The following is a 16,321-nucleotide window of genomic DNA, read 5'->3' as shown; positions in this document are numbered from 1 at the left end:
CGGGGCCGCAACAGGACTGCCACACGCCGTTCATGAAAGGGGGCGGGGCCGGCCGGGGTGTACGACCAAGGTCGCAGGCCGCAGGCGACTTCGGACAGGGGTCAAAGCGAGCTGCGCACCTTACTCTGGCGACCATGGCTGCCCTTGAACGACGCGACGCCGGAGTCGCTGACGCCCCTGCCGACAGCCCGGAGGACACGGTCCTCGGGCGGGCCTACCGTGCGCTGAGCATCGGCATCGTGTCGGTCGTGCTGCTGATCGCCTTCGAGGCGACCGCGGTGGGTACGGCGATGCCGGTCGCCGCGCGGGAGCTGGGCGGGGTGTCGTTGTACGCGTTCGCGTTCTCGGGGTACTTCACGACGAGCCTGTTCGGGATGGTGCTCTCCGGGCAGTGGTCCGACCGGCGGGGGCCGGTGGGGGCGCTGACCGCCGGGATCGGGGCCTTCGCGGCCGGGCTGGTGGTGGCCGGGACCGCCGGGGCGATGTGGGTGTTCATCGTGGGGCGGGCCGTGCAGGGGCTCGGCGGCGGGCTCGTGATCGTGGCCCTGTACGTCGTCGTCGGCCGGGCCTACCCCGAGCGGCTGCGGGCGGCGATCATGGCGGCGTTCGCGGCGAGCTGGGTCGTGCCGTCGGTCGTGGGTCCCCTGGCGGCGGGTGCGGTGACCGAGCACCTGGGCTGGCGGTGGGTGTTCCTCGGTATCCCCGTGCTGGTCGTCTTCCCGCTGGGGCTCGCGCTGCCACAGATACGGCGGCGGGCCGAAGGACCCGTCGAGGCGGGAGCGGTCGCCGCTCTCGACCGGCGCCGCATCCGGCTCGCGCTCGGGATCTCCCTCGGCGCGGGGCTGCTGCAGTACGCCGCGCAGGACCTGCGGTGGATCTCCGTGCTGCCCGGTGCCGTCGGCGCCGCGCTGCTCGTACCCGCCGTGCTCGGGCTGCTGCCGCGCGGCACCTACCGGGCGGCGCGCGGGCTGCCGTCGGTCGTGCTGTTGCGCGGAGTCGCCGCCGGCTCCTTCATCGCCGCCGACTCCTTCGTGCCGCTGATGCTGGTCACCCAGCGGGGGCTGTCTCCGACACTGGCCGGCCTCTCGCTCGCGGCGGGCGGGGGGACCTGGGCGCTCGCCTCCTGGGTGCAGTCGCGGGCGCGGGTGGAGCCGTACCGGGAGCGGCTGATGACCGTCGGGATGGTGCTGGTGGCGGCCGCCATCGCCACCGCGCCGAGCGTGCTGATCCACTCCGTGCCCGCCTGGACGGTGGCCGTCGCCTGGGCCTTCGGCTGTTTCGGCATGGGGCTGGTCATCTCGTCCACCAGCGTGCTCCTGCTCCACCTCTCCGCCCCCGAGGAGGCCGGCGCCAACTCGGCCGCCCTGCAGATCTCCGACGCCCTCGCCAACGTGGTCCTGCTCGCGGCGGCGGGCGCCGCCTTCGCGACCCTGGGCGGCGGCAGCACGGCGATCACGGCGGACGGCGCCACCGGTGCGCCTCCGGCCGCGTTCGCCGTGGTGTTCCTGCCGATGGCCGGGGTGGCGTTGATCGGGGCCTGGGTGACGACGCGCCTGCGGGAACGCTGAGCCGCCGGAATCCGGTCGCCGAGCCGTGGCACCGCCTCTATTCTCCCCCGCATGCACCAATTGACCGTCTCCCTGGACCCCGCCACCCATCAGGCCCTCGACGACCTCGCGGACGCGCAGGACCGCCCCTCGGATGAGGTGGTGCGGGAGGCCGTACGGCGGTACCTCCGCGAGGAGGTCCTGGCAGTGCGGGCCGTTGCCGAGCGGCTGGCCGGGGCGCACGCCGACCTGTTGCGGAGGCTGGGCGAGTGACCCGTCACCTGACCGTCGCCGATGTCACCGCCCTCGCCGAGATCGCCTTCGGCGGCCGGGCGCCCGAGGCGCGAGAGCCGGGGCTGCTCGCATCGGCTGTGCACCGGCCGCGCGCCCGCATGTTCGGTACGGCGGCCTACGACGACCTGTACGAACAGGCGGCGGCACTGCTCCACGCCCTCGCCACGAACCATCCCCTCGTGGACGGCAACAAGCGCACCGCCTGGCTCGCCGCCGCCACCTTCCTCGCCCTGGGCGGCGTCGATCTCACCGCCGTGGACCAGGACACGGCGTACGACCTGGTCATTGACGTGGCCTCGGGAAAGGAGAGCGACGTCGGCGTGATCGCCGCACGACTCCGCGTGCTGTGACGTGGGTCCCACCCGCCCCGACCCGCCCTCGTCCGCGCAAGGACACCGCCGGCCCGCCGGTAGGGTGGCCCGGTTGTCATACCCAGCCGAGCCGCCCAACCCCCGCACGGAGACCGTGACTACCGCCCGCCCGTCACCCGCCGCCACCCTCAACGGAGGGCCCTCCGGGCCCACGCCTATGTCTGCTTCCTCCACGCACAACCACCACCTCTCGCCCGCCTTCCCAGGCCGCGCCCCCTGGGGCACCGCCAGCAAGCTGCGTGCCTGGCAGCAGGGGGCGATGGACAGGTACATCCAGGAGCAGCCGCGTGACTTCCTCGCCGTCGCCACGCCCGGCGCCGGCAAGACGACCTTCGCGCTGACGCTCGCCTCCTGGCTGCTGCACCATCACGTCGTGCAGCAGGTGACCGTGGTCGCGCCGACCGAGCACCTGAAGAAGCAGTGGGCGGAGGCCGCCGCGCGGGTGGGCATCAAGCTCGACCCCGAGTACAGCGCGGGCCCCTTGGGGAAGGACTACCAGGGCGTCGCGGTGACGTACGCCGGTGTCGGCGTGCGGCCGATGCTGCACCGCAACCGGGTCGAGCAGCGCAAGACCCTCGTCATCCTCGACGAGATCCACCACGCCGGCGACTCCAAGTCCTGGGGCGAGGCGTGCCTGGAGGCGTTCGAGCCGGCCACCCGGCGGCTCGCGCTCACCGGTACGCCGTTCCGGTCCGACACCAACCCCATCCCCTTCGTGACGTACGAGGAGGGGCAGGACGGGATCCGGCGGTCCGCCGCCGACTACACCTACGGGTACGGCAACGCGCTCGCCGACCACGTCGTGCGGCCCGTCATCTTCCTCTCCTACAGCGGCAACATGCGCTGGCGAACGAAGGCCGGTGACGAGGTCGCCGCCCGGCTCGGCGAGCCGATGACCAAGGACGCCGTCAGCCAGGCCTGGCGCACCGCGCTCGACCCGCGCGGCGAGTGGATGCCGGCCGTGCTGCGCGCCGCCGACCAGCGGCTGACCGAGGTCAGGAAGGCCATCCCGGACGCGGGCGCGCTCGTCATCGCCTCCGACCAGGACTCGGCGCGCGCGTACGCCAAGCTGATCCGGGAGATCACCGGCAACAAGGCCACGCTCGTGCTGTCCGACGACGCCGGCGCCTCGAAGCGGATCGACGACTTCAGCGGGAACGAGGACCGCTGGATGGTGGCCGTCCGCATGGTGTCCGAGGGCGTCGACGTGCCCAGGCTCGCGGTCGGCGTGTACGCCACCACCATCTCCACCCCGCTCTTCTTCGCCCAGGCCGTCGGGCGTTTCGTACGCTCCCGCCGCCGCGGCGAGACCGCCTCGGTCTTCCTGCCGACCGTCCCCGACCTGCTCACCTTCGCCAACGAGATGGAGGTCGAGCGCGACCACGCCCTCGACAAGCCGAAGAAGGAGGGCGAGGAAGACCCGTACGCCGAGTCCGAGAAGGAGATGGACGAGGCGAACAAGGAGCAGGACGAGGACACCGGCGAGCAGGAGCAGTTCTCCTTCGAGGCGCTGGAGTCCGAGGCCGTCTTCGACCGGGTGCTGTACGACGGCGCCGAGTTCGGCATGCAGGCCCACCCGGGGAGCGAGGAGGAGCAGGACTACCTCGGCATCCCCGGGCTCCTCGAACCCGACCAGGTGCAGATGCTGCTCCAGAAGAGGCAGGCCCGGCAGATCGCGCACAGCCGCAAGAAGCCGGACACCGAGGCCGACCTGCTGGAGCTGCCGGCCGAGCGGCGGCCGGTGGTCTCGCACAAGGAGATGATGGAGCTGCGCAAGCAGCTCAACACCATGGTCAGCGCGTACGTGCACCAGAGCGGCAAGCCGCACGGGGTCATCCACACCGAGCTGCGGCGCGTGTGCGGCGGCCCGCCGAGCGCCGAGGCGACGGCCGGGCAACTGCGGCAGCGGATCGCCAAGGTGCAGGAGTGGGCGACGCGGATGAAGTGACGCCGCCGACGCCGCCCCGGTTCTCGGGGGCGTGCGGCGCCCGGGGGCGCGCCGTACGTATCCGGACGAAGGTCGCAGGTCATGCCGGACGGTGCCCGGATTCTGGACGGAGACTTCCGCTCAGCGAACCGGCTTCGCTACTGTCCCGCTACGCACACGCCCCGTGGCAGCGCCGCCGCGGAGCGCAGCCGTGAAGCGACTGGGCCCGGAGCCGCCGGGCCGTCCTGCCGATCGGCGGCCTCTGTAGCGCGTCGCTGACGGGACTCGGTGACGCATCCACCGCGCAGGGGTTGCCGACCTCACCACTAAGGAGTGGGCGTCGTGACCGCGGAGACCTCTCAGACGCTCGACCGGGGACTGCGTGTCCTCAAGCTGCTGGCCGACACGGACCATGGGCTGACCGTCACCGAGCTATCCACCAAACTGGGCGTCAACCGGACCGTCGTGTACCGGTTGCTCGCCACGCTGGAGCAGCACGCCCTCGTACGCCGTGACCTCGGCGGACGGGCCCGGGTCGGGCTCGGAGTGCTGCGGCTGGGGCGGCAGGTGCATCCGCTGGTACGGGAGGCCGCGCTGCCCGCGCTCCGGTCGCTGGCGGAGGACATAGGGGCGACCGCGCATCTGACGCTGGTGGACGGCAGCGAGGCCCTGGCCGTCGCGGTGGTCGAGCCGACGTGGACGGACTATCACGTGGCGTACCGGGCGGGGTTCCGGCACCCGCTGGACCGGGGAGCCGCGGGCAGGGCGATCCTGTGCGCACGGCAGTCGCCGTCCGCGGAGCCGGGGTACGTCCTGACCCACGGGGAGCTCGAGGCCGGGGCCAGCGGGGCCGCGGCGCCCCTGCTCGGGGTCACGGGAGTCGAGGGCAGTGTGGGCGTGGTGATGCTCGCGGACGCCGTGCCGGAGCGGGTGGGGCCGCGGGTGGTCGACGCGGCGCGAGAGGTCGCGGAGGCCTTGCGCTGAGCGCACACCCGCCCGGGAGCGCGAGGGGACGTGTGCGCGGAGTGAACCGGGCTGACCGGGGCTGACGCCGGCCGACCGGGCCGTGGCGGGAAGTGGTCGTCCCGTAGATTGATCCTGTGCTCTCTCGTCTCACGCGCCTCCAGGCCGTCGCCGTCTGCGCCACGCCCGTCGTGGCCCTGATCGCCACCGCGGTCTTCGCGCCGCTGCCGTTCTCGGTGGCGGCTCCGGGGATGACGGCGAACGTGCTGGGCAAGAACAAGGGCACCGCCGTGATCACCGTCTCCGGCGCGCCGACCCGCGCGACGAGCGGGCAGCTGCGGATGACGACGATCGTGGCGACCTCGCCGGACACGCGCGTGTCGCTGACCGACGTGCTCGACAGCTGGTTCCGTACGGACCGCGCGGTCATGCCGCGCGACGCGGTCTACCCGAGCGGCGACACCGTCAAGGAGATCGAGAAGCACAACATCGAGCAGATGCAGCAGTCCCAGGACGCGGCGACCGAGGCGGCGCTGAAGTACCTGAACGTGAACAGCAAGGACGTCAAGGTCACCCTCAAGCTCGCCGATGTCGGCGGGCCCAGCGCGGGGCTGCTGTTCTCCCTCGGGATCGTCGACAAACTGCACGGTGACGGCGGCGGCGGCGACCTGACGGGTGGCCGCACCATCGCCGGTACGGGCACGATCGACGCCGACGGCACGGTGGGTGCGGTCGGCGGCGTGGGCCTCAAGACGCAGGCCGCCCGGCGCGACGGGGCGACCGTCTTCCTGGTCCCCAAGGCCGAGTGCGCCGACGCCAAGGGGGAGCTGCCGAAGGGGCTCAGGCTGGTTCCGGTGACCACGCTGAAGGGCGCGGTGAACTCCCTGGTGGCCCTGGAGAAGGGGAAGGGCTCCGTACCGAGTTGTTAGGCCATCGCCGGGGCCGGTTCGCGCGTGGCGGCGAGACGCAGGCCGACCTCCACGAGGGTCCAGCCGAGCCGGGTGCGCAGTTCGCTCGGGCGCCGCTCGGCCTGGGCGGCGAGGCGGTAGGCGTCGGCCTGGGCGCGGCGTTCGGCCATGTGCTGCTGGACGAGCTCGATGTGCGTGTGCATGGGGAAGCCTCCGGGGCGTCTCAGTCGGGCTCGGTCGGTTTCGCTCAGTCGGTTTCGATGGGAAAGAGGTGCGTGTGGACGCGCACCTGCTCGGCGCCGGGGGTGTCCGCGTCGGGCACGCGGTTGCGGTAGCCGTCGATCAAGTCGTGCATTTTGTGGACGAGTTCGGCGGCGAGCTCGGGCGTCAGCCGTAGCGTCATGTCGCTCATGTCGGTGGCGCGCTGCCAGTCCTTGGGCCAGTGGTCACGGGTGCCGAGCCAGGCGGACAGCTCCCGGGCGTGGGTGTGCGCGACCTCGTGCAGGAACATCTCGATCGCCCCCCGCACCTCGGGGCCGGCGCCCTCGAACTCGGTACCGTCGAAGTCCACCCCCTCCTCCACCGCCCGCCACCAGCGCTCCCGCCCTTTGCCCTGCTCCGGGGCGTCCTCGACGAAGCCGTGTGCGGCGAGTTGACGGAGGTGGTAGCTGGTCGCGCCGCTCGACTCACCGAGTCGCGAGGCCAGTTGGGATGCGGTCGCCGGGCCGCGCTGCCGCAGTGCACTCAGCAGCTGCATCCGCAGCGGGTGGGCGAGACCGCGCAGTGCGTGGGCATCGAGGCGCCGGTACTTCCGCTCTTCGTGCTCCGTCATGCGTACAAAGATAGCGTTGCAAAGAGTCCTTTGCAACGAGTCTTTTGCATCCCCTTCTTCGGACGCCTACTTCACGAACCCCTCCGCCCGCATCCACTCCAGCGCCACCTGATGCGGGTCCTCCCCGCCCACGTCCACCTTCGCGTTCAGCTCCCGCGCCACCGAGTTGTCCAGCCTCCTCGTGACCGGGTCCAGTACGCCCGCGATCGCCGGCCACCGCTTCAGGGTCCGGGAGTTGATCTCCGGGGCCGCGTTGTAGTCGGGGAAGAACTTCCGGTCGTCCTCCATCACCACCAGGTCCATCGACTCGATGCGGCCGTCGGTGGTGAAGACCTCCCCGTAGGTGCAACTCCCCTTCGCCACCTGGGTGTAGATGATCCCGGTGTCCATCTGCGTGATGTCCTTGGCCGGTACGCGCATCCCGTACGCCCGCTGCATGCCCCGCAGTCCGTCCGTCCGGTTGGCGAACTCGCCCTCCACGCACAGCGTCACCGCCCCGGGGTGCGACCTGGACAGCGCGGCCACGTCGGACAGCGTCCGGGTGCCGTACTTCCTGAAGGCGGCCCGGTTCATGGCCAGTGCGTAGGTGTTGTTCAGCCGGGACGGCGGCAGCCAGGTCAGTCCGTTGCGCAGGTCGGCGTCGTGCACCGCCTGCCACTGCTCGTGCGGGTCGGGGATGGGCTCGCTGTGGCCCTGGTACGTGATCCAGGCGGTGCCCGTGTAGTCGTACATGGCGTCCGCGTCCCCGCCCCTGACCGCCTCCCGGCTGCCGATGGAACCCTGGATGCCGGTCCGGTCCAGGACGTCCGCGCCGGCCGCCCGGAAGGCGATCCCGGCCATCGCGCCGAGGATGAGGCCCTCCGTGTCCGCCTTGGACGTCACGGTGAGACGGGCGCCCCCCAGCGGCTCACCCCGTCCGAGCGAGCCGGGCCGGACATCGTCGGCCATGGGGGAGCCGCTGCTCAGACCGCAGCCGGTGGCCAGGAGCAGCGCCCCGGCGGCCAGCGGAGCGGCGAGCCGTCTCACCTCCCCGTCCCCGGACACCCCGTCTCCAGCCCCCGCGGCCGCAGCAGCACCTCGGCCAGCGAGGCCAGCCAGTCCACCAGCAGGGCCAGTACGACCGTGAGCACCGCGCCCAGCACCAGCACCGGCATGCGCTGGTTGGTGATGCCGGCGGTGATCAGTACGCCGAGACCGCCGCCTCCCCCGAAGGTGGCCAGGGTCGCCGTGCCGACGTTGAGGACCAGGGCCGTACGGACGCCCGCGAGGATCAGCGGGACCGCCAGCGGCAGTTCCACCCGGGCCAGTACGCCGAGCGGGGACATCCCGACGCCGTGGGCCGCCTCCAGCAGGGTCGGGTCGTTCGCCCTCAGGCCCGCGACGGTGTTGGCCAGCACCGGCAGGACGGCGTAGGCGATCATGCCGATCAGGGCCGCCCTCCGGCCGATGCCGAGCCAGATCACCAGCAGGGCCAGGAGGCCGATCGCGGGTGTCGCCTGGCCCGCGTTGGCGAGGGCCGTCACCGCCGGGCCGGCCCGCCGGAAGGCCTCACGGGTCAGCAGCACGCCCAGCGGGACGGCGATGACCAGGACGAAGAAGGTCGAGATCGCGGTCAGTTCGATGTGCTGCCACAGGGCCTTGGAGACCTGACCGTTCGACAGGGCGTTCGCCGAGACCGCGTCCAGGTGTGCCTGCCGGAACCACAGCCAGGTCGCCAGCAGCACCGCGACGAGGAACGCGGGCAGCAGCGTCAGCTTCTGCCAGGTGAACCGCCGCCCGGCGGGCCGCATCGGCGGCACGGCTCCCTGCGGCGCCCGCGGCTCCCCGACGCAGCCCGGTCCGTCCGGTCCGTCCGGTTCCGCCGGTCGCTGCAGCTCGGTCGTGATCACCTCGTCCGCTCCAGGGCGTTCAGGCGGTCGGCGTCCAGCAGTTCACGCACGCGGCCCATCAGCGTCTCCATGTCCACCACGCCCTCGTACACGCCGTGCCGCCCCGTCACCGGAACCCGGCCCGCGTCGCTCCTCAGCACCGCCTCCAGCGCGTCCCGCAGCGTCGCCTCCCGGGTCACCGTGTGCCGCACCGGTCTGCCCGCACGGGTCAGCGAACCCCGGGCCCGCATCAGGTCACCGGGCCTGAGCCACTTGTGGGGGCGGCGGAGCCGGTCGAGCAGGAGGACCTCGGTGGTGCCGCCGCCGCGCAGCCTGCCGAGGATCTCCTCGACCGGGGTGTCCACGGTCGCCGTCGGGCAGTTCCCGGCCCTCAGGTCCCGTACGCGGGTGAGGTTCAGTCGCTTCAGGGCGGCGCCGGCGCCCACGAAGCCGGAGACGAAGTCGTCCGCCGGGTCGGTGAGGATCGCCTCCGGGATGTCGAACTGGGCGATGCGGGAGCGTTCGCGCAGCACCGCGATCCGGTCGCCCAGCTTGATCGCCTCGTCGAAGTCGTGGGTGACGAAGACGATCGTCTTGCGCAGTTCCCGCTGGAGCCGGAGCAGCTCGTCCTGGAGGTGGTCGCGGGTGACCGGGTCGACCGCGCCGAACGGCTCGTCCATCAGCAGCACCGGCGGATCGGCCGCCAGCGCCCGCGCCACGCCGACGCGCTGCTGCTGGCCCCCCGAGAGCCGGCGCGGGTAGCGGTCCTGGAACTCGCCGGGCTCCAGCCCGACCAGGTGGAGCATCTCCGCCACCCGTTCCCGGATCCGGGGCTTCGGCCAGCCGGCCATCCTCGGCACCAGCGCGATGTTCTGGGCGACGGTCAGGTGGGGGAAGAGCCCGGACGACTGGATGGCGTACCCGATCCTCCGGCGCAGCCGGACCGGGTCCATGCCGGTGACATCCTCGCCGTCGATGCGGATACGGCCACCGGTCGGCTCGATCAGGCGATTGATCATCTTCAGCGTCGTGGACTTCCCGCACCCGGACGGCCCGACCAGCACCACCGTCTCGCCCGCCTCGACGACCATGCTGACGTGGTCGACGGACGGGTGCGGGCTGCCGGGATAGTGCTTGGTCAGGTTCTCCAACTCGATGGCCGCCCCGGTCGTGGACGTCTCAGCCACGGGCCCCTCCGGGGGTTAGCCGTTCGGTCGGGGCGTAGGCGGGGCCGGTGGCGATGGCCGCGATGCCCATCGGCGTATGGATGGCGGCCTGGATGCCGGCCGGGGTCGGCGGCCGAGGGCTCCCCGGCTCGATGGCCGCCCCGGTCGTGGACTCCTCAGCCACGGATCCCTCCGGGGGTTAGCCGTTCGGTCGGGGCGTAGGCGGGGCCGGAGCCGAGGGCGGCGAAGGGCGGCCAGGCGTACTCCGGCTCGATGGCCGCCCCGGCGGCGGACGTCTCAGCCACGGGCCCCTCCGGGGGTGAGCCCGATCAGTGTCTGAGGGGCGGTCCGGATGCCGGTCGTGGACGGCTCAGCCACGGATTCCCCTGGGAATGGTCAGCCGTCCGAGCAGGACGTACGCGGCGTCGAACAGCAGGGCCAGGACGATGATCCCCAGGGTGCCCGCGAGTACCTGGTTCAGGGCGTTGGCGCTGCCCAGGGAGGCGATCCCGCGGAAGATCTCGTTGCCGAGGCCGGGTCCGGAGGCGTAGGCGGCGATGGCGGCGATGCCCATCAGCATCTGGGTGGCGACCCGGACGCCGGTCAGGATCGGCGGCCAGGCGAGCGGCAGCTCCACCCGCAGCAGCCGGGCCCGGCGGGACATCCCGATGCCCCGGGCCGCGTCCACCAGGTCGGGGTCGACCCCGCGCAGCCCCACGATCGCGTTCCTGACCACCGGCAGCAGCCCGTACAGCGTCAGGGCGATCACCGTGGGCGCCACACCGAGCCCGACGACCGGGATCAGCAGGCCGATCATGGCGAGCGACGGGACGGTCAGCAGGGCCGAGCCGGCGGTGGTCGCCAGGTTGCCCGCCCAGTCACTGCGGTAGGCGGCGACGCCGATCAGCACGCCCAGCGCGGTGGCCAGTGCCATGCACTGGAAGACCGCGGAGGCGTGCTGCCAGGCATCCGCGAGCAACTGCTGGTGGCGGTCGCCCAGATACTCCCAGAAGCTCACGCGGCCTCACTCCCTCTTCAAGGCTCGTTCGCAGGTCGGCTAGGACGTCCTCTCCTCCGGGTGTTCCGCCGCCTGTTCCACCAGCGGGATGATCCGCAGCGGGACGGGGTTCTCCATCACGATCGCCGTGGCGGCCCGGACGATGCCATCAAAGCCGACAACCCGGTCGATCACCCGCTGGAGATCGGCGTTCGAGCGGGCTACCAGACGGCACAGCATGTCCCCGCTGCCGGTCGTGGTGTGCAGCTCCAGCACCTCCGGCACGGTCGCCAAGTGGGCCCGGACATCGGGTCCTTGCCCCTGCCGGATCTCCAGCGTGGCGAACGCCGTGACCGGGTAGCCAAGGGCCGCCGGGTCCACCTGCGGACCGAATCCGCGGATGACTCCGTTCGACTGAAGCCGGTCCAGCCGTGCCTGCACCGTGCCCCGCGCCACCCCCAGCCGCCGGGACATCTCGAGGACCCCGATCCGCGGCTCCCGGGCCAGCAGCACGATGATGCGCCCGTCCAGCTGATCGATCGCCATGCCCGCCTCCGGGTGGTCCCCCTGGTCGCCCTGGTCATCCTGTACAGAAGGCCCGCCGAAACGGCCGTATCGCTGAGCAGAATGCCCAGTCAATACGCAAACTATTGCGCACCTTGCAGACCAGAGCCACCCTTCGGACATGACGCAGACCACACACCACACTCCCGACACGACCGCCCGGCAGGCCGACCCCTTCCCGGTCAAGGGAATGGACGCGGTCGTCTTCGCCGTGGGCAACGCCAAGCAGGCCGCGCACTACTACTCCACCGCCTTCGGCATGAAGCTGGTCGCCTACTCCGGACCGGAGAACGGCAGCCGCGAGACCGCGAGCTACGTCCTGGAAAACGGCTCCGCCCGCTTCGTGTTCACCTCGGTGATCAAGCCCGCCACCACCTGGGGCCACTTCCTCGCCCAGCACGTGGCCGAGCACGGCGACGGCGTCATCGACCTGGCCATCGAGGTCCCGGACGCCCGTGCCGCGTACACCTACGCCATCGAGCACGGCGCCCGCTCGGTGACCGAGCCGTACGAGCTGAAGGACGAGCACGGCACGGTCGTCCTCGCCGCCATCGCCACCTACGGCAAGACCCGCCACACCCTCGTCGACCGCTCCGGCTACGACGGCCCCTACCTGCCCGGCTACGCGACCGCGAAGCCGATGGTCGAGCCGCCCGCCCAGCGCACCTTCCAGGCCGTCGACCACTGCGTCGGCAACGTCGAACTCGGCCGGATGAACGAGTGGGTGGAGTTCTACAACCAGGTCATGGGCTTCACGAACATGAAGGAGTTCGTGGGCGACGACATCGCCACCGAGTACAGCGCCCTGATGTCGAAGGTCGTCGCCGACGGCACGCTCAAGGTGAAGTTCCCGATCAACGAGCCCGCGATCGCCAAGAAGAAGTCCCAGATCGACGAGTACCTGGAGTTCTACGGCGGCGCCGGCGTCCAGCACATCGCGCTGAACACGGGCGACATCGTCCAGACGGTACGCACCATGCGCGCGGCCGGGGTCGAGTTCCTGGACACGCCCGACTCCTACTACGACACCCTCGGCGAGTGGGTCGGCGACACCCGCGTGCCGATCGAGACCCTGCGCGAGCTGAAGATCCTCGCCGACCGCGACGAGGACGGCTACCTGCTGCAGATCTTCACCAAGCCGGTCCAGGACCGCCCGACCGTCTTCTTCGAGATCATCGAACGGCACGGCTCCATGGGCTTCGGCAAGGGCAACTTCAAGGCCCTGTTCGAGGCGATCGAGCGGGAGCAGGAGCGGCGCGGGAACCTGTGAATCCGCCGCCCTGCGGGTGCCGCTCCGGCACCCGCAGGGCATGAAAGGGCGGCCCCGTGAGCACGGTCCACCGCAAGCCCGCAAGCCCGCAAGCCCGCAAGCAGCAGCTCAGCTCTCCGGCGGACCCTCCTCGGGCGGCTCACCCACCCGGGCCAGCGCCGCCCGCGCGACCGGCACCCGCAGCGGCGAGAAGTACGGGTTGATCCGCAGCGCCTCCTGAAGATGCCGCCGCGCGGGCCCGGTGAGTTCCAGCTCCCCCTCGATCATGCCCAGGTGGAACGAGTACAGCGCGCTGCGCACCCCGCCCCCCTTGTCCTTGTCCGTCGCGATCCGCGCGAACTCCAGCGCCTCCTCGTCTTCACCCACCCGGTGCAGCGCCCAGCCCAGCGCGTCGGCCACCTCGATGCCCGGCTGCATCTCCCACTCGTCCCGCAGCAGCTCGACAGCCTCCTCCCGGTCCCCGTGGTCCGCCTCGAACCGCCCGAGGAGCAGCTCCTCGTCCACCCCGTCGGCCTCGTCCCGCGCCGCCCGGTCCCGCAGCAGGTCGTACTGCGCCCGCGCCTCTTCCTCCCTGCCCAGCGACTGGTACAACTCGCCCAGCTCCAGGGTGCATTCGGGGCTGGGCTGCGCGGCGAGCGCCGTCCGGTAGGCGGTCAGCGCCTCGGCGGTCCGCCCCAGCGCGACCAGGACCCGGGCCCGGCCGGCCGCCGCGGCCCGCTGTCCGGGGGCGACGCGCAGGGCCGCCTCGAAGTGCCGCAGCGCGTCCTCGCGGTCGCCGCGCTCCCAGGCCAGCTGCCCGGCGCGGGCGAGGTAGTCGGCCTGCTCGGCGGAGGTCCGGGCGGTCGCCGCCGCGTCGGCCAGCTGGGCCGCCGCGTCCTCGCGCCAGCCCCGGTCGCGGTAGACGGCCGAGGTCCGCGCCATCACCGCCGGGCGGGCGGCGCCCTTGGTGTGCAGGGCCAGCAGCTTGTCCAGCGTGCTCCGGCTCGCCTTGTAGTCGCCGAGCCCGGTGTAGGCGTCGATCAGCACCGCGTACGTCGTCCAGCGCTTCGGCGCCAGCTTCCGTGCCTGCTCGCCCCAGTCCCGGGCCACCTCGAAGTCCCGGCGCGTGTTCGCCAGCGCCGCGAGCCCCTCCAGTGCCTCGACGTTCTTGCCGCCCTTGACCTCCAGGGACTCCCGCAGCGCACGCTCGGCCCGCGGATAGTTCGCGGCGTCGGCGGTCTGCCGGCCCCGCTCCAGATAGGCGGTGCCCAGGACCGCCCACGCCCGCGCGTCCCGGGGATGGGTCCGCAGACGGTTCTCGCGGTCCCCGATCAGCCGGGTCAGGTCGGGCAGCGCGGCAGGCACCCCGGCGGTCACCGCGGCCGGTGCCTGCGCCCTCGGCCCCGCCGCGGGCAGGCCGGCCCTGGGCGGGGTCTCCTTCGGCAGCAGCATCAGCGCACCGCCGACCGCCGCGGTGCCCGTCACCGAGGCCACCAGCACCCGCCGCAGCAGACGGCGACCGCGCCGCCGGGGCCGCTCGGCCACCAGGGACGTTCCCGGACCGGACTGTCGCTTCTCCATGGCGCACACTGTGCGTCAATATGACGACCACATCCGGGTGGCCCAAGGGAGCCATGGACGGGGTTCACACCGATGGCCCCGGGTGCGACGCTGTGATCATGAGCCGTATCGAAGCCCCGCGTGACGAAGCCCAGGGCAACCTCACCGACCGGCTGCTCGCGGGCCTGCCGGCCGAGGCGATCCTCACCGACCCCGATGTCACCGCCTCCTACGCCAACGACATGGCGAGCTTCTGCCCGGCCGGCACTCCGGCCGTGGTGGTGCTGCCACGCACGGTCGAGGAGGTCCAGCACGTCATGCGCACCGCCACCGAGCTGCGCGTGCCGGTCGTCCCGCAGGGCGCCCGCAGCGGCCTGTCCGGAGCGGCCAACGCCTCCGACGGCTGCATCGTGCTGTCCCTGACCCGGATGGACCGCATCCTCGAGATCAACCCGGTCGACCGCGTCGCCGTCGTCGAACCGGGCGTGATCAACGCCGCCCTCTCCCGTGCCGTCGAGGAGCACGGCCTGTACTACCCGCCGGACCCCTCCAGCTGGGAGATGTGCACCATCGGCGGCAACATCGGCACCGGCTCCGGCGGGCTGTGCTGTGTGAAGTACGGGGTGACGGCCGAGTACGTCCTCGGCCTGGACGTCGTCCTCGCCGACGGACGCCTGATGTCCACCGGCCGCCGCACCGCCAAGGGCGTGGCGGGCTACGACCTGACCCGCCTGTTCGTCGGCTCGGAGGGCTCGCTCGGCATCGTCGTGCGGGCCGTGCTCGCGCTCAGGCCCAAGCCGCCGCGGCAGCTGGTGCTGGCCGCCGAGTTCTCCTCCGCCGCCGACGCCTGCGACGCCGTGTGCCGGATCATGGCGGGCGGCCATGTGCCGTCCCTCCTCGAACTGATGGACCGTACGACCGTCAAGGCGGTCAACGCCCTCGGCCACATGGGCCTGCCGGAGAGCACCGAGGCCCTCCTCCTCGCCGCCTTCGACACCCCGGACCCCGCCGCCGACCTCGCCGCCCTCGGCGCGCTGTGCGAGGCCGCGGGCGCCACCGAGGTGGTCCCGGCCGAGGACGCCGCCGAGTCCGAACTCCTCCTGCAGGCCCGTCGGACGGCCCTCGTCGCCCTGGAGGCCGTCAAGGGCACGACGATGATCGACGACGTGTGCGTGCCCCGGTCACGGCTTGCGGAGATGCTCGAAGGGGTCGAGCGGATCGCGGAGAAGTACCGGCTGACCATCGGCGTGTGCGCCCACGCCGGTGACGGCAACACCCACCCGACCGTGTGCTTCGACGCCCAGGACGCCGACGAGTCCCGGCGGGCCCGCGAGTCCTTCGACGAGATCATGGCCCTCGGCCTGGAACTCGGCGGCACCATCACCGGCGAGCACGGCGTCGGCGTCCTGAAGAAGGAGTGGCTCGCCCGCGAGGTCGGCCCGGTGGGCCTGGAGATGCAACGCGCGGTCAAGCAGGTGTTCGACCCGCTGGGAATCCTGAACCCCGGCAAACTTTTCTGACGGTGCCTCGCCCGGCTCACTGGGCGAGGAGATGGTCGAGCGCGTCGTCGATCCCGAGGCGCTCGGCCTCACTCCCCGGGGCCACGGCGCGCAGCGTGCGCTCCAGCCAGGCGGACAGCTGGGCGGACGGTGCCTGGAGCAGGGCGTCACCGTCGGGTGAACTCAGCGCCATCAGGACGACGCCGCGCCCCTCCACCCGCGTCGGCCACACCCGGACGTCGCCCTGCCCGCTCGGCCGGAACACCCCCTGCACCAGCAGTTCGCGGGAGAACGTCCAGGTCACGGGCTGTTCGGAGGTGATGTGGAAGGTGATGTGGACGGCGTACGGGTCGTCCGAGCGGTACCCGAGCCGGGCCGGGACCGGGATGCTCCGGTCGGGGGACAGGATGAGCAGCAGTTCAAGTTCGCGTTCCACCACGGTGTGCTGCATGACGTGCCGTTCCTCTCTCGCCGGGGCCACGGGGAGGCGGCCCGTACGAGGTGAGAGGCGGCCGGGGCCCGGGCATTACGCGGGTTCGGGGGATGTTCAGGGATGTTCGGGGGACTTTTTTTCGA

At 72.1% G+C, this 16,321-nt stretch carries 19 protein-coding genes; 8 read left to right on the top strand and 11 right to left on the bottom strand.

Annotation, left to right across the window (positions count from 1 at the left end; all coding sequences use genetic code 11):
* The first annotated feature begins 134 nt into the window (after positions 1–134).
* From ACH45E_RS29160 to ACH45E_RS29135, 6 genes are all read left to right on the top strand, one after another.
* The gene (locus tag ACH45E_RS29160; RefSeq protein ID WP_361452969.1) at positions 135–1,568 is read left to right on the top strand and encodes an MFS transporter; all 1,434 of its coding nucleotides are present in this window, start codon (positions 135–137) and stop codon (positions 1,566–1,568) included.
* 51 nt (positions 1,569–1,619) lie between these two features.
* Positions 1,620–1,820, top strand: a complete 201-nt coding sequence (locus tag ACH45E_RS29155; RefSeq protein ID WP_361452972.1) for a ribbon-helix-helix protein, CopG family — start codon at positions 1,620–1,622, stop codon at positions 1,818–1,820.
* Positions 1,817–2,191 carry a type II toxin-antitoxin system death-on-curing family toxin gene (locus ACH45E_RS29150; protein WP_361452975.1) on the top strand — a complete coding sequence of 125 codons (375 nt, stop codon included), beginning with the start codon at positions 1,817–1,819 and terminating at the stop codon, positions 2,189–2,191. The genes ACH45E_RS29155 and ACH45E_RS29150 overlap by 4 nt, the downstream gene beginning before the upstream one ends.
* Before the next feature lie 178 nt (positions 2,192–2,369).
* A complete protein-coding gene (locus ACH45E_RS29145) occupies positions 2,370–4,160 on the top strand; it encodes a DEAD/DEAH box helicase (RefSeq protein WP_361452978.1) in 1,791 nt (596 codons plus the stop codon).
* A 321-nt stretch (positions 4,161–4,481) separates the two neighbouring features.
* Positions 4,482–5,123 (top strand): helix-turn-helix domain-containing protein, encoded by a 642-nt coding sequence (locus ACH45E_RS29140; RefSeq protein ID WP_361452981.1) that lies wholly within the window; start codon positions 4,482–4,484, stop codon positions 5,121–5,123.
* 116 nt (positions 5,124–5,239) lie between these two features.
* Positions 5,240–6,031 carry a S16 family serine protease gene (locus ACH45E_RS29135; protein ID WP_361452984.1) on the top strand — a complete coding sequence of 264 codons (792 nt, stop codon included), beginning with the start codon at positions 5,240–5,242 and terminating at the stop codon, positions 6,029–6,031.
* Here ACH45E_RS29135 and ACH45E_RS29130 read toward each other — a convergent pair.
* The 9 genes from ACH45E_RS29130 to ACH45E_RS29090 all read right to left on the bottom strand — a co-directional run bounded on the left by ACH45E_RS29130 (position 6,028) and on the right by ACH45E_RS29090 (position 11,419).
* Positions 6,028–6,213 (bottom strand): hypothetical protein, encoded by a 186-nt coding sequence (locus ACH45E_RS29130; RefSeq protein WP_361452987.1) that lies wholly within the window; start codon positions 6,211–6,213, stop codon positions 6,028–6,030. The two genes, ACH45E_RS29135 and ACH45E_RS29130, sit on opposite strands and share 4 nt — an antisense overlap.
* Before the next feature lie 44 nt (positions 6,214–6,257).
* Positions 6,258–6,842: a helix-turn-helix domain-containing protein gene (locus ACH45E_RS29125; RefSeq protein ID WP_361452990.1), complete on the bottom strand. Its 585-nt coding sequence runs from the start codon at positions 6,840–6,842 to the stop codon at positions 6,258–6,260.
* A gap of 66 nt (positions 6,843–6,908) precedes the next feature.
* On the bottom strand, positions 6,909–7,790 hold the full coding sequence (locus ACH45E_RS29120; RefSeq protein WP_361453041.1) for a glycine betaine ABC transporter substrate-binding protein: 882 nt from the start codon (positions 7,788–7,790) through the stop codon (positions 6,909–6,911).
* A 74-nt stretch (positions 7,791–7,864) separates the two neighbouring features.
* Positions 7,865–8,632, bottom strand: a complete 768-nt coding sequence (locus ACH45E_RS29115) for an ABC transporter permease (protein ID WP_361453044.1) — start codon at positions 8,630–8,632, stop codon at positions 7,865–7,867.
* Positions 8,633–8,727: 95 nt separating this feature from the next.
* A complete protein-coding gene (locus ACH45E_RS29110) occupies positions 8,728–9,897 on the bottom strand; it encodes a betaine/proline/choline family ABC transporter ATP-binding protein (RefSeq protein ID WP_361452993.1) in 1,170 nt (389 codons plus the stop codon).
* Complete coding sequence (locus ACH45E_RS29105; RefSeq protein WP_361452996.1) at positions 9,890–10,060, bottom strand: hypothetical protein; 171 nt, start codon at positions 10,058–10,060, stop codon at positions 9,890–9,892. Before ACH45E_RS29105 ends, ACH45E_RS29110 begins: the two co-directional genes overlap by 8 nt.
* Positions 10,053–10,181, bottom strand: coding sequence for a hypothetical protein (locus tag ACH45E_RS29100; RefSeq protein WP_361452999.1), 129 nt, complete (start codon positions 10,179–10,181; stop codon positions 10,053–10,055). The genes ACH45E_RS29105 and ACH45E_RS29100 overlap by 8 nt, the downstream gene beginning before the upstream one ends.
* A gap of 65 nt (positions 10,182–10,246) precedes the next feature.
* Complete coding sequence (locus ACH45E_RS29095; protein WP_361453002.1) at positions 10,247–10,894, bottom strand: ABC transporter permease; 648 nt, start codon at positions 10,892–10,894, stop codon at positions 10,247–10,249.
* Positions 10,895–10,933: 39 nt separating this feature from the next.
* Complete coding sequence (locus ACH45E_RS29090; protein ID WP_361453005.1) at positions 10,934–11,419, bottom strand: Lrp/AsnC family transcriptional regulator; 486 nt, start codon at positions 11,417–11,419, stop codon at positions 10,934–10,936.
* A gap of 139 nt (positions 11,420–11,558) precedes the next feature.
* Here ACH45E_RS29090 and hppD point away from each other — a divergent pair, with 139 nt between their 5' ends.
* Positions 11,559–12,707 (top strand): 4-hydroxyphenylpyruvate dioxygenase, encoded by a 1,149-nt coding sequence (gene hppD / locus ACH45E_RS29085; RefSeq protein ID WP_361453008.1) that lies wholly within the window; start codon positions 11,559–11,561, stop codon positions 12,705–12,707.
* A 108-nt stretch (positions 12,708–12,815) separates the two neighbouring features.
* Here the strand turns inward: hppD and ACH45E_RS29080 are convergent, their stop codons facing one another.
* Positions 12,816–14,267: a tetratricopeptide repeat protein gene (locus tag ACH45E_RS29080; protein ID WP_361453011.1), complete on the bottom strand. Its 1,452-nt coding sequence runs from the start codon at positions 14,265–14,267 to the stop codon at positions 12,816–12,818.
* 92 nt (positions 14,268–14,359) lie between these two features.
* Here ACH45E_RS29080 and ACH45E_RS29075 point away from each other — a divergent pair, with 92 nt between their 5' ends.
* Positions 14,360–15,766: an FAD-linked oxidase C-terminal domain-containing protein gene (locus ACH45E_RS29075; RefSeq protein ID WP_361453047.1), complete on the top strand. Its 1,407-nt coding sequence runs from the start codon at positions 14,360–14,362 to the stop codon at positions 15,764–15,766.
* A gap of 16 nt (positions 15,767–15,782) precedes the next feature.
* Here ACH45E_RS29075 and ACH45E_RS29070 read toward each other — a convergent pair whose 3' ends face one another.
* Positions 15,783–16,196 (bottom strand): SsgA family sporulation/cell division regulator, encoded by a 414-nt coding sequence (locus tag ACH45E_RS29070; protein WP_361453014.1) that lies wholly within the window; start codon positions 16,194–16,196, stop codon positions 15,783–15,785.
* Positions 16,197–16,321 lie beyond the last annotated feature (125 nt).

Origin of the sequence: Streptomyces sp. NPDC020299, from assembly GCF_044387825.1 — a bacterium.
Lineage (GTDB): Bacteria > Actinomycetota > Actinomycetes > Streptomycetales > Streptomycetaceae > Streptomyces.
Note: the sequence above shows the minus strand (reverse complement) of the source record. Positions and strands in the feature narration are given on the sequence as shown.

Bases quoted from the DNA above. Each gene is read 5' to 3' on its own strand.
- ACH45E_RS29160 (WP_361452969.1), top strand. From the start codon at position 135: ATGGCTGCCCTTGAACGACGCGACGCCGGAGTCGCTGACGCCCCTGCC.
- ACH45E_RS29155 (WP_361452972.1), top strand. From the start codon at position 1,620: ATGCACCAATTGACCGTCTCCCTGGACCCCGCCACCCATCAGGCCCTC.
- ACH45E_RS29145 (WP_361452978.1), top strand. From the start codon at position 2,370: ATGTCTGCTTCCTCCACGCACAACCACCACCTCTCGCCCGCCTTCCCA.
- ACH45E_RS29130 (WP_361452987.1), bottom strand. From the start codon at position 6,213: ATGCACACGCACATCGAGCTCGTCCAGCAGCACATGGCCGAACGCCGC.
- ACH45E_RS29125 (WP_361452990.1), bottom strand. From the start codon at position 6,842: ATGACGGAGCACGAAGAGCGGAAGTACCGGCGCCTCGATGCCCACGCA.
- ACH45E_RS29120 (WP_361453041.1), bottom strand. From the start codon at position 7,790: ATGGCCGACGATGTCCGGCCCGGCTCGCTCGGACGGGGTGAGCCGCTG.
- ACH45E_RS29115 (WP_361453044.1), bottom strand. From the start codon at position 8,632: ATGCGGCCCGCCGGGCGGCGGTTCACCTGGCAGAAGCTGACGCTGCTG.
- ACH45E_RS29090 (WP_361453005.1), bottom strand. From the start codon at position 11,419: ATGGCGATCGATCAGCTGGACGGGCGCATCATCGTGCTGCTGGCCCGG.
- hppD (WP_361453008.1), top strand. From the start codon at position 11,559: ATGACGCAGACCACACACCACACTCCCGACACGACCGCCCGGCAGGCC.
- ACH45E_RS29080 (WP_361453011.1), bottom strand. From the start codon at position 14,267: ATGGAGAAGCGACAGTCCGGTCCGGGAACGTCCCTGGTGGCCGAGCGG.
- ACH45E_RS29070 (WP_361453014.1), bottom strand. From the start codon at position 16,196: ATGCAGCACACCGTGGTGGAACGCGAACTTGAACTGCTGCTCATCCTG.